Origin of the sequence: Bradyrhizobium sp. 1(2017) (assembly GCF_011602485.2) — a bacterium.
GTDB lineage: Bacteria > Pseudomonadota > Alphaproteobacteria > Rhizobiales > Xanthobacteraceae > Bradyrhizobium.
Genome location: NZ_CP050022.2, coordinates 48,260 through 59,742, shown reverse-complemented (window position 1 = coordinate 59,742; position 11,483 = coordinate 48,260). Strand labels below are relative to the sequence as shown.

9 protein-coding genes are annotated in these 11,483 nt (G+C 65.0%); all 9 read right to left on the bottom strand.

What is annotated here, in order from left to right; genetic code table 11:
* Positions 1-24: 24 nt before the first annotated feature.
* A complete protein-coding gene (locus HAP40_RS00250; protein ID WP_166811848.1) occupies positions 25-756 on the bottom strand; it encodes a superoxide dismutase in 732 nt (243 codons plus the stop codon).
* A gap of 206 nt (positions 757-962) precedes the next feature.
* Positions 963-3,125: a polyribonucleotide nucleotidyltransferase gene (gene pnp, locus HAP40_RS00245; protein ID WP_166811850.1), complete on the bottom strand. Its 2,163-nt coding sequence runs from the start codon at positions 3,123-3,125 to the stop codon at positions 963-965.
* A 377-nt stretch (positions 3,126-3,502) separates the two neighbouring features.
* Entirely contained in the window at positions 3,503-3,772 is a 270-nt protein-coding gene (gene rpsO, locus HAP40_RS00240) for a 30S ribosomal protein S15 (RefSeq protein WP_018644188.1), read from the bottom strand.
* A gap of 2 nt (positions 3,773-3,774) precedes the next feature.
* A complete protein-coding gene (gene truB, locus HAP40_RS00235) occupies positions 3,775-4,893 on the bottom strand; it encodes a tRNA pseudouridine(55) synthase TruB (protein WP_166811852.1) in 1,119 nt (372 codons plus the stop codon).
* Positions 4,890-5,324 (bottom strand): 30S ribosome-binding factor RbfA, encoded by a 435-nt coding sequence (gene rbfA / locus HAP40_RS00230; RefSeq protein WP_166811854.1) that lies wholly within the window; start codon positions 5,322-5,324, stop codon positions 4,890-4,892. The genes truB and rbfA overlap by 4 nt, the downstream gene beginning before the upstream one ends.
* A 155-nt stretch (positions 5,325-5,479) precedes the next feature.
* Entirely contained in the window at positions 5,480-8,194 is a 2,715-nt protein-coding gene (gene infB / locus HAP40_RS00225; protein WP_166811856.1) for a translation initiation factor IF-2, read from the bottom strand.
* A gap of 69 nt (positions 8,195-8,263) precedes the next feature.
* Positions 8,264-8,947 (bottom strand): RNA-binding protein, encoded by a 684-nt coding sequence (locus tag HAP40_RS00220; RefSeq protein ID WP_166811858.1) that lies wholly within the window; start codon positions 8,945-8,947, stop codon positions 8,264-8,266.
* Positions 8,948-8,969: 22 nt separating this feature from the next.
* Positions 8,970-10,577 carry a transcription termination factor NusA gene (gene nusA / locus HAP40_RS00215; protein ID WP_166811860.1) on the bottom strand — a complete coding sequence of 536 codons (1,608 nt, stop codon included), beginning with the start codon at positions 10,575-10,577 and terminating at the stop codon, positions 8,970-8,972.
* Positions 10,578-10,579: 2 nt separating this feature from the next.
* Positions 10,580-11,335 carry a ribosome maturation factor RimP gene (gene rimP, locus HAP40_RS00210; RefSeq protein WP_166811862.1) on the bottom strand — a complete coding sequence of 252 codons (756 nt, stop codon included), beginning with the start codon at positions 11,333-11,335 and terminating at the stop codon, positions 10,580-10,582.
* Positions 11,336-11,483 lie beyond the last annotated feature (148 nt).

Sequence of the window (11,483 nt, the reverse complement as noted above, 5' to 3'; positions counted from 1 at the left end):
CCTTTTTGTGGTCGCTGTTTGTCTTCACACGTCGAGTGTACCGGCCTTCGCGGCGGTGTAGCGCTCGGCCACCACCTTCCAGTTCACCGTGTTCCACCACGCCTTGAGATAATCGGCGCGGCGGTTCTGGTAGTTCAGGTAATAGGCGTGCTCCCAGACGTCGTTCCCGAGCAGCGCTCGCTTGCCGTCCATCATCGGGTTGTCCTGGTTGGGCCGCGTCTCGATCGCAAGCTTGCCATCCTTGCTGACAGTCACGAACACCCAGCCCGAGCCGAACACGCGCCCACCGGCCGTGTTGAAGTCGGTCTGCAATTTTTCCATGCCACCGAGATCGCTGTCGATCGCGGCGAGCAGGGCACCTTCCGGCTTGCCGCCGTTCGGTCCCATGATCTGCCAGAACATCGTGTGGTTGGCGTGGCCGCCCATGTTGTTGCGGACGCCGGCGCGGATCGTGTCCGGCACGGCTCCGAGATTGCCCAGAACCTCGCCGACCGGTTTTCCCGCGATCTGCGGATTGTCCTTGGCAAAATTGTTCAGGTTGGTGATGAACGCCTGGTGGTGGCGGTCGTGATGGATCTCCATCGTCTTGGCATCGATATGCGGTTCCAGCGCATTTGCCGGATAGGCCAGAGGATCGAGCTTGAAGGGACCTGCGGGCGCCGCGGCGGCCTGCGCAAACGCCATGCGCGGGGCAGCGGCAGCCGCGACGAGGCCGGTTGCAGCGAACATGAGACGGCGCCGGGATATGGATGACATGTGGTTCTCCTGTCTGGGGACGATCCGCTGATGAAGCGCACGGCGGCACGATAGCTACGCGGCTGCAACCATCGCGGGTTTCGATCGCAGTCACTCTGACGCTGCGGCGGAATCGCGCAGGCCCAATCCGACGATGCAGGCGGCAAGCGGCCAACAAAAAGGGCGGCCTTTCGGCCGCCCCTCGGTGTTTCTGACGTGCGGAGCGATTACTCGCCGGCCGCTTCGCGCGGGGCCTTCTCGCCCTCGCCGCCCTTGTCCTTGCCTTCGAGGTCTTCGCCGGTGGTCTGATCGACCACCTTCATCGACAGGCGGGTCTTGCCGCGGTCGTCGAAGCCCAGCAGCTTGACCTTGACCTTGTCGCCTTCCTTGACGACGTCGGAGGTCTTCTGCACGCGCGCCGAAGCGAGCTGGCTGATGTGGACGAGACCGTCCTTGGAGCCGAAGAAGTTCACGAAGGCGCCGAACTCCATGACCTTGACGACGGTGCCGTCGTAGATCTGGCCGACTTCCGGATCGGACGCGATCGACTTGATCCACTTGATCGCGGCCTTCATCGCCTCGCCGTCGCTGGAGGCGACCTTCACGGTGCCGTCGTCCTCGATGTTGACCTTGGCGCCGGTCTTCTCGACGATCTCGCGGATCACCTTGCCGCCGGTGCCGATCACTTCGCGGATCTTGTCGGTGGCGATCTTGAAGGTCTCGATGCGCGGCGCGTATTCGCCGAGCTCGGCGCGCGCAGCGGTGAGGGCCTTGGCCATCTCGCCGAGGATGTGGATGCGGCCTTCCTTGGCCTGGCCAAGGGCAACGCGCATGATCTCTTCGGTGATGCCCTCGATCTTGATGTCCATCTGGAGCGAGGTGATGCCCGCTTCAGTGCCGGCCACCTTGAAGTCCATGTCGCCGAGATGGTCCTCGTCGCCGAGGATATCCGAGAGAACCGCAAAGCGCTTGTCTTCGAGGATCAGGCCCATCGCGATGCCCGCGGTCGGCCGCTTCAACGGCACGCCGGCATCCATCAGCGCCAGCGAGGCGCCGCAGACCGAAGCCATCGAGGACGAGCCGTTCGACTCGGTGATCTCCGACACCACGCGCGTGGTGTAGGGGAATTCGTGGTGCGGCGGCAGCACCGGGTGGATCGCGCGCCAGGCAAGCTTGCCATGGCCGATCTCGCGGCGCTTGGTGCCGCCGAGGCGGCCGGTCTCACCGACCGAGTAGGGCGGGAAGTTGTAGTGCAGCAGGAACGTTTCCTTGTACGTCCCCGACAGCGCGTCGATGTACTGCTCGTCCTCGCCGGTGCCGAGCGTGGTCACGACCATCGCCTGGGTCTCGCCGCGGGTGAACAGCGCCGAGCCGTGGGCGCGGGGCAGCACGCCGACTTCGGCGACGATGTTGCGCACGGTCTTGCTGTCGCGGCCGTCGATGCGCTTGCCGGTGTCGAGGATGTTCCAGCGAACGATCTTGGCTTCGAGCTCCTTGAACACGCCGGCGACGCGCAGCTTGTCGTATTTCGGCTCCTGCCCTTCGGGGAAGTAGTGGGCGATCACCTTTTCCTTGACCTTGCCGACCGCGGCGTAGCGGTCCTGCTTGACCGGAATGGCGTAGGCGGCGCGCAGTTCCTGCTCGACGATGCCGAGCATTTCCTTCTCGAGCGCGGAATTGTCGATCGCGGTGACTTCGCGCGGCTCCTTGGCGGCCTTCTCGGCGAGCTCGATGATCGCGTTGATGACCGGCTGGAAGTGGCGGTGACCGAACATCACGGCGCCGAGCATGATGTCTTCGTTCAGTTCCTTGGCTTCCGATTCCACCATCAGCACGGCGTCGGCGGTGCCGGCGACGACGAGGTCGAGCTGGGTGTCGACCATCTCGTCGAGCGTCGGGTTGAGGATGAACTCGTCGTTGGCGAAGCCGACGCGGGCGGCGCCGATCGGGCCCTTGAACGGAGCGCCCGACAGGGTCAGCGCAGCCGACGAGGCCACCAGCGCGACGATATCGGGATCGTTCTCCATGTCGTGCGACAGCACGGTGGCGATCACCTGGGTCTCGTTGCGCCAGCCGTCGACGAACAGCGGACGGATCGGACGGTCGATCAGGCGGGAGACCAGCGTCTCCTTCTCGGTCGGACGTCCCTCGCGCTTGAAATAGCCGCCGGGAATGCGGCCCGCCGCGTAGGTCTTTTCCTGGTAGTCGACGGTCAGCGGCAGGAAGTCGACGCCTTCGCGCGGCGCCTTCGCCGCGACGACGGTGGCGAGCACCACGGTCTCGCCATAGGTGGCGACGACGGCGCCGTCGGCCTGGCGGGCGATCTTGCCGGTTTCCAGCTTGAGCGGGCGTCCACCCCAGTCGATCTCGACGGAATGCTTATTGAACATGGAGGTCTTCTTTCATGGGTTCTCGAAAGAGGGACGGCGCTCGAAAAACAAAAACCATGCGCAAGATTGCGGGACGCTGATCGGAGCGGATGATCAGCGTCCTGCGATCCTGCCATGGTTTTTGGATGTCGGATGGCGTCCATCCTTTCGGGTCATACGGGCGCCTTGCCCGTTGTGCCCAGCCGCCGGATTGCTGCTGGACTTTCAGTCGGCACGAATGCGAACACCGAATCGCGGTCTTCGCCCATCATGCCCGGATGCGAATCGTCACCGCCCGCATCCGACGCGTACGCAGCCTCGATCAAAAACCTTTAAATAAGCGCTTTCGTTCGAAACTACGCGCGAAAACGCGCGCCGTTGGGCGCGCGCAGCAACACTTAGCGACGAATATTGTGCTTCTCGAGCAGCGCCTTGTATCGCGCCTCGTCCCTCTTCTTGAGATAGTCGAGGAGCGAACGGCGGGTCGAGACCAGCTTCAAGAGGCCGCGACGCGAATGGTTGTCCTTCACGTGGGTCTTGAAATGGTTGGTGAGGTTGTTGATGCGTTCCGACAGGATCGCGACCTGAACCTCGGGCGAGCCGGTGTCGCCGGCCTTGGTGGCATTGGTCTTGATGACTTCCGCTTTGCGTTCTGCGGCAATCGACATCGTCAATTTCTCTCGTTGCGACCGGGGCTGGCAGTCAGGCCGGTCAGGTTGAACACACGCTTGGGGATGATTTCGCCATTGCCAACTTCAGCAAGCGCCAAAAGACGGCCTGCCACCGTGACATAGACTGTGCCGCTACAAGTGGGCGCATCCCGTCCGCGCAACAAAACGGCCTGGCCCCGATGGAGCCTTGCCGCATCCGCCCGAGTGACGGCCAGTGCCGGGATGTCGTCCAGCGCGGTCTCAACGGGCATGAGCGCGTCGGCGAGGCTGCCCTCGCCGGACGCGGCTCTATCGCATAAAGCCTCCAACTGATCCAGCGGAATCATGTCGTTTTCGCCGAATGGGCCGACCAGGGTCCGCCGCAGCGCGCAGATATGGCCATAAGTGCCGAGAATCCGGCCCATATCGCGGGCCAGCGCCCGGACATAGGTGCCCTTGCCGCACTCGGCCTCGAATACGGCCCGGTCGTTATCCGGTTGATCTACAAGGGTTAAATGGTGAATCTCGACGGGGCGGGGGGCCAGCTCCACGACCTCGCCGTCGCGGGCGAGATCATAGGCGCGCTCGCCCTGGACCTTGATCGCGGAGTAGCGCGGCGGAATCTGCTCGATCACCCCGGTAAAACGGGGCAGCAGGGCCAGAATGGCCTCGCGTGTCGGGCGCTGGTCGGAGGTCGCGGTGACCCGGCCCTCGATATCGTCGGTGTCGCGCTCCTCGCCCCAGCTCACGGTGAACTGGTAGCGCTTGCGGCCGTCCATCACGAAGGGAACGGTCTTGGTGGCTTCGCCGAGTGCGATCGGCAGGCCGCCCGAGGCGAGCGGATCGAGGGTGCCGGCGTGTCCCGCGCGCTTGGCGTTGAACAGGCGCTTGAGCACGGCGACGGCCTGCGTCGAGGTCATGCCGATCGGCTTGTCGAGCACGACCCAGCCGTGGACGTCGCGCCGATCGCGGCGAATCTGGTTGCCCTTCTGCTGCTTGGCGCGCGGATCGTTGTTGACGCGGCGCGGCTCCTGGTACGGCTGGGACTCGTTGCCCAGATCCGCAAAATTATTTTTCTGCACGTCGCGCTGATCGGCCTGTTCGCCGCCGATCGTGTCGTGAGCCGGGTCCATCGTCATCGTTCTTCTTCCCGATCCGAATCCGGATCCTGTTCCAGGTCCTTCTGCACCGCAGGTGTTCGCAAAAGCTTCTCGATCCGTTCCGCCTCGTCGAATCGTTCGTCGACGCGGAAACGAATGTCAGGTGCAAATTTCAGGTTAACGCGCCGCGCGACCTCGCCGCGCAGGAACTTCTTGTTGCGCTCGAGCGCAGCGATGACGATCCCGGTGTCGCGGCCACCGAGCGGCATCACGTAGATCGTCGCGAGCTTCAGATCTGGCGACATCCGCACCTCCGGCACGGTGATGATGTGACCTTCGAGGTCCGCATCATGCACGTTGCCTTGCGCCAGAATCTCGGCCATCGCATGGCGAACCTGCTCGCCGACGCGCAACTGGCGTTGCGAGCCTCCGCCGGGCGCGGAACTCTTCTTCTGATGATGGCGTGGCATCGTCGAAAATCACCTCGTCGTGCCCGTGTTTGGGACACGGGCATTGTCGTTTGTCCTGTTGAAACGAAGAGGGGTGGATGGCCGGAAAAAATCCGGCCATCGCACTCCCGCAATTTCAGTTCAAAATGATCCGAACGCTTCGGTAAGATTTGGACTTACAGGGAGCGCTGGATGGTCTCCACGCGGTAACACTCGATCACGTCACCGGCACGCATGTCGTGATAGTTCTCGAAGGCCATGCCGCATTCCTGACCGGACTGGACTTCCTTCACCTCGTCCTTGAAGCGCTTGAGCGTCGACAGCTTGCCTTCGTGCACGACGACGTTGTCGCGGATCAGGCGCACATTGGCGCCGCGTTCCACGGTACCGTCGGTGACGCGGCAGCCGGCAACCTTGCCGACCTTGGAGATGTTGAAGATCTCCAGGATCTCGGCATTGCCCAGCATGGTTTCGCGCAAGGTCGGCGCGAGCAGGCCGCTCATCGCCTTCTTCACGTCGTCCACGAGGTCGTAGATGATGTTGTAGTAGCGGATCTCGATGCCGTTGCGCTTGGCGGCCGCAGCGGCCTCCTTGTTGGCACGGACCGAGAAGCCGATGATCGCGGCGTTGAAGCCTTCCGCGAGCGTCACGTCGGATTCCGAGATGCCGCCGACGCCGGCATGCAGGATGCGGGCGGCGACCTCGTCGGTGCCGAGCTTCTCCAGCGAGCCGAGGATCGCCTCCAGCGAGCCCTGCACGTCGGCCTTGACGATCAGCGGGAATTCCTTGCGGCCCGCCGTCTTCAATTGCGACATCATCTGCTCGAGCGAGCCGCGCATGCCGGAGATCGAGGCAGCCGCGTTCTCGCGCTTCTGGTGCGCGCGGTAGCTGGTGATCTGGCGGGCGCGGGCTTCGTTCTCGACGACGGCCAGGCGATCGCCGGCCTCCGGCGGACCGTTGAAGCCGAGCACCTCGACCGGCACCGAGGGGCCGGCCTCCTGCACGGTCTCGCCCTGATCGGAGATCAGCGCACGGACGCGGCCCATCTCGGCACCGGCGACGATGATGTCGCCGACACGGAGCGTACCGCGCTGGACCAGCACGGTCGCGACCGGACCACGGCCGCGATCGAGCTTGGCTTCGATCACGGTGCCTTCCGCCGGACGTTCCGAATTGGTCTTCAGGTCGAGGATTTCGGCCTGCAGCGCGATCATCTCGAGCAGCTTGTCGAGATTGGTCTTGTTCTTGGCGGACACTTCGACGTCGACGACTTCGCCGCCGAAGGATTCGACCTGAACCTCGTGCTGGAGCAGCTCCGTGCGCACGCGCTCGGGCTTGGCATCGGGCTTGTCGATCTTGTTGATGGCAACGATGATCGGCACGCCTGCCGCCTTGGCGTGATTGATGGCTTCGATCGTCTGCGGCATCACGCCGTCATCGGCCGCGACCACCAGCACGACGATGTCGGTGACCTTGGCGCCGCGGGCGCGCATAGCGGTGAATGCGGCGTGGCCGGGCGTGTCGATGAAGGTGATCTTCTTGCCGCTCTCAGGCGAGAGCACCTGATAGGCGCCGATATGCTGGGTGATGCCGCCGGCTTCGCCGGAGACCACGTTGGCATGGCGCAGCGCGTCGAGCAGCGAGGTCTTGCCGTGGTCGACGTGGCCCATCACGGTCACGACGGGCGAACGCGTCTCGGTGTCGGTGGAATCGTCGACCTGGTCGAACAGGCCTTCCTCGACGTCCGAGGCGGCGACGCGCTTGACGGTGTGGCCGAGCTCTTCGGCGATCAGCTGCGCGGTGTCGGCGTCGATCACGTCGGTGATCTTGTGCATCGCGCCCTGCTTCATGAGCATGCGGATGACGTCGACCGCGCGCTCGGACATGCGGTTGGCGAGTTCCTGGATGGTGATCGCTTCCGGAATGACCACCTCGCGGATGAGCTTTTCCTTGGGCTCGTTCGAGGCGTGACCCTTCAGGCGCTGGGTGCGCCGGCGGAACGAGGCGATCGAGCGCTCGCGCACTTCGTCCGCATTGAGCGCCGTGACGACCGTCAGGCGGCCGCGCTCTTTCTGCGGGCCGGGCTTGTGGGTGGTCTTGGGGGCTGCCGCAGGACGCGCGGCGCCGCCGGGACCGCGACGGATCTGGCGCGGACCATCGTCCTCGTCGGGGCCGGCCGCGACCGCGGGCGCGCGACCCAACGGTCCGCCGGCGGGCCTTGCCGTGGTCGTTCCGGGGCGCGCGGTCGTCGTTCCCGGGCGTGCCGTGGTCGTGGTGGTGCCGGGCCGCGCCGTGGGCGCGCCGGGTCGGGGCGCAGAAGCGGCCGGGGCGGTCGCCGCGGGGCGCGGAGCAGATTGCGGCTGCTCGCCTTCGCCAAAGCGCTTCTTGGCCTCGGTCTCGGCCTTGCGTTTGGCCTCGTCCTCGTGACGGTGGCGCTCCTCCTCCGCCTTGCGGCGGGATTCGGCGGCCTCGCGCTCGGCGCGTTCGGCGGCCTCACGAACAGCGCGGCGCTGAGCCTCTTCCTCGGCCTGGCGGCGCTCTTCGACTTCGCGCACCTTGGCATCGGCCAGCGCGCTGGCGCGGGCGGAGCGTTCGTCCTCGGTCAGCGTGCGCAGCACCACGCCGGAACCGGCGTTGCGGGGCGGGGCAGCCTTCGGGGCAGGACGCGGCGCCGCAGCGGGCGCAGCCGGCGCCGGCTTCGCGACCTCGACAGCCTGCGGCTCAGGAGCGCCGTCGATCCGGCGCTTGCCGCGCTTCTCGACCACGACCTGCTTGCTGCGGCCATGGCTGAAGCTCTGGCGCACAGTGCCCGTTTCGACGCGCGGCTTGAGCGATAGCGTCTTGCTCGGAACGCTCAGCTTCTTGTCGCCAGGGGTCTTGGTATCAACCATTCAGCAGTCCTAATCCTGATTATCAGTGTTGTGCGTTTCCGCACCGTCCAATCGGTTCGTCGGTGTCTCTCAGAAATCCTGGCCGGGCTTTTCGGCAGTCTTGTCAGCGTCCGCCATCCGGTATCGGACCAGCATCTGGCTACGTGACAGGAATGACCTGCTCGCCGGGCCCGCGAGCAGGGCAGCATGTATCACATTTGACCGGGTCAGTGCCAAATCCAATTCTATCGATTTCAGTGCGGTGACGACGGGAATCTGCGGCTTGGCGCCGCGATTCCCGGCATTTTGACGTGCCAGCATGTCCAATTTGCGGATTCCGTCCGCGGCCCCGTCGCTGGCGTGGATCAGGACCTCGACCGTGCCTTCCCGAAGGGCGCTTTCGACCTTGCCGAAGCCGGCCACGACCTGGCCGGCCTTGGCGGCGATCCCAAGGGCTTCCGTCACGCTCCGGACCAGGAGCGCCTCGATATCGTCGGGAAGCGTCGGAGGGGTGCGCAGCTGGCGCTTGAAGGCTTTCCTAAATTGGTGACGCCGCACGGCTTCCGCAACCACCTGCCGCGAGGCGGTGATCCACATGCCGCGTCCGGGCAGCTTGCGCTTGAGATCGGGAACTATGTCGCCTTGCGGCGAGACGACGAAGCGGATCAGCTCGTCGATCGGCCGGACCTCGCGGCTGACCGCGCACATCCGCATGGTCGCGGACCTTTCGGTCCGCGGCCCATGGTCGAGTTCGCTGTCAGTGCTGGCGAGCATCCGGGCGACATCCTCCTTGCCCTTAAGCCGGCTGATCTTCAGTCGCCTCGGCCTCTTCGGGCTTGGCGAGATCGGCCTCGGTGATCCAGCCGGCCTTGACGCGGGCCTGCATGATCATCGCTTCGGCGTCGTCACGGCTGATGTCGATACCGTCGAGCGCACCCGGATATTTGGTGGATTCGCCACCTTCCTTGCGCTCGGTCCAGCCGACCAGGTCGTCAGTGGCGCAGCCGGCAAGGTCGTCGACGGTCTTGATGTCGTTCTCGCCGAATTTGACCAGCATCTTGGAGGTGACGCCGGGCACGTCCTTGAGGGCATCCTCGACGCCGAGTTCCTTGCGCCGAGCCTCGATCTCGGCCTCCTGCTGCTCGAGATATTCGCGCGCGCGGTTCTGCAGCTCCTGCGCGGTCTCCTCGTCGAAGCCCTCGATGCCGGCGAGCTCCTTGAGGTCCACCATGGCGAGCTCCTCGACCGAGGTGAAGCCTTCGGACGCCAGCAGCTGGCCGACCACTTCGTCGACGTTGAGCGATTCCATGAAGACGCGGGTGGAGTTCTCGAAATCGGCCTGGCGGCGCTCCGATTCCTCCTGCTCGGTCAGGATGTCGATATCCCAGCCGGTGAGCTGCGAGGCCAGACGCACGTTCTGGCCGCGGCGGCCGATCGCCAGCGATAGCTGGTTGTTGGTGTCGGGCACGACGACCTCGATCCGCTCGCGGTCCTCGTCGATGACGACCTTGGAGACTTCCGCGGGCGCCAGCGCGTTGACCACGAAGGTCGCGATGTCGGGCGACCAGGGAATGATGTCGATCTTCTCACCCTGCAATTCGTTCACCACCGCCTGCACGCGCGAGCCGCGCATACCGACGCAGGCGCCGACCGGATCCACCGAGGAATCGCGGGAAATCACGCCGATTTTCGCGCGTGAGCCCGGATCGCGGGCCACCGCCTTGATCTCGACGATGCCGTCATAGATCTCCGGCACTTCCTGCGCGAACAGTTTCGCCATGAACTGCGGATGCGTGCGGGAGAGGAAGATCTGCGGACCTCGCGTCTCGCGGCGGACGTCGAAGATATAGGCGCGGACACGGTCGCCGTTGCGGAAGACTTCGCGCGGCAGCATCTCGTCGCGGCGGATGATCGCCTCGCCGCGGCCGAGATCGACGATCACGCTGCCATATTCGACGCGCTTGACGACGCCGTTCACGATGTCGCCGATGCGGTCCTTGAATTCCTGATATTGCCGGTCGCGCTCGGCCTCGCGCACCTTCTGCACGATCACTTGCTTGGCCGATTGCGCGGCGATGCGGCCATATTCCAGCGGCGGCAGCGTGTCGGCGATGGTGTCGCCGACCTGGGCGCCGGGATTGGCGCGCTGTGCATCCACCAGCGAGATCTGGTTGGAATGGTTTTCCACCTTCTCGACCACCAGCATGTGGCGCGACAGCCGCAGCTCGCCCTTCTTGGGGTCGATCTCGGCGTGAACGTCAGTCTCGCTGCCGTAACGAGCCCGCGCCGCCTTGGCGATGGCATCCTCCATCGCCGCGATGACGATGCCGCGGTCGATCGATTTCTCGCGCGCAACGGCGTCCGCGATCTGGAGCAATTCAAGTCGATTGGCGCTGACTGCCATGGCTAGTCTCCTTGGTCAGGATCGGTCTCGCCGCGCCGCGCGCGTTCGGCGGCAAGGCGGTGTTTCTTCGTATTGGTCGGTGCCGGCTTCTTTTTCGGCTTGGTGTTCTTGGTCGTCTTTTCGCTGATCTTGGCGTGCGGCGCCTGCGGCGGCTCAAGCCCGAGATTGCGGCGCATCTCGCGCGCTTCGGCCTTGCCGCGACGCATCGATTCCGCGACCAGCTCGTCGGTCAGCACCAGGCGCGCCTCGCCGATATCTTCCATGGTCAGGAGAACGTCGAAATCGTCGCCCGCCTTGACGTCGTCACGATGCAGATGGATGCGGTCGCCTTCGACGGCGCCGATCGTGCCGCGGAACCGCTTGCGTCCTTCATGGGCGACGGCCATCTCGACCTTCACCAGATGTCCGGCATAGCGCTCGAAATCGGAGCGGCGTACCAGCGGACGGTCGATCCCCGGCGATGAGATCTCCAGCCGGTAGGCGCGATCAATGGGGTCGGCGACGTCGAGCACGGGCGACAGCGCCCGCGAGATCGCCTCGCAATCCTCGATCTGCATGGAGCCGTCCGGCCGCTCGGCCATGATCTGCACGGTGCAGCCGGCCTCTCCGGAAATGCGAATCCGCACCAAGCGATAGCCCATGCCCTGAAGCACGGGCGCTGCGACCGCGGACACCCGTGCCGCCACGCCCGGCTCGACCACGAGCCGCGGCTCGGCCAGCAATTCGGCATCCGTGGAACCAGGGTTCGGTTCGGTCATGGCAGGGGTCAAGGCGCTCGCTGGTTAACGCTTGGGTTAAGGCTTGGTTAAAAAGTCCGCTTTGGAACTCTCCCGACGACGCGTCGGGCCGCATCCTCCGCCAAGCCGCGTTCAGGTAATAAAAAAGAGCGGGTCCTTTCGGGCCCAC

Excerpts from the sequence above, each read along its gene's own strand:
- rbfA (WP_166811854.1), bottom strand. The coding sequence starts at position 5,324 with ATGCCACGCCATCATCAGAAGAAGAGTTCCGCGCCCGGCGGAGGCTCG.
- infB (WP_166811856.1), bottom strand. The coding sequence starts at position 8,194 with ATGGTTGATACCAAGACCCCTGGCGACAAGAAGCTGAGCGTTCCGAGC.
- nusA (WP_166811860.1), bottom strand. The coding sequence starts at position 10,577 with ATGGCAGTCAGCGCCAATCGACTTGAATTGCTCCAGATCGCGGACGCC.
- HAP40_RS00220 (WP_166811858.1), bottom strand. The coding sequence starts at position 8,947 with ATGCTCGCCAGCACTGACAGCGAACTCGACCATGGGCCGCGGACCGAA.
- rpsO (WP_018644188.1), bottom strand. The coding sequence starts at position 3,772 with ATGTCGATTGCCGCAGAACGCAAAGCGGAAGTCATCAAGACCAATGCC.
- truB (WP_166811852.1), bottom strand. The coding sequence starts at position 4,893 with ATGACGATGGACCCGGCTCACGACACGATCGGCGGCGAACAGGCCGAT.
- pnp (WP_166811850.1), bottom strand. The coding sequence starts at position 3,125 with ATGTTCAATAAGCATTCCGTCGAGATCGACTGGGGTGGACGCCCGCTC.
- HAP40_RS00250 (WP_166811848.1), bottom strand. The coding sequence starts at position 756 with ATGTCATCCATATCCCGGCGCCGTCTCATGTTCGCTGCAACCGGCCTC.
- rimP (WP_166811862.1), bottom strand. The coding sequence starts at position 11,335 with ATGACCGAACCGAACCCTGGTTCCACGGATGCCGAATTGCTGGCCGAG.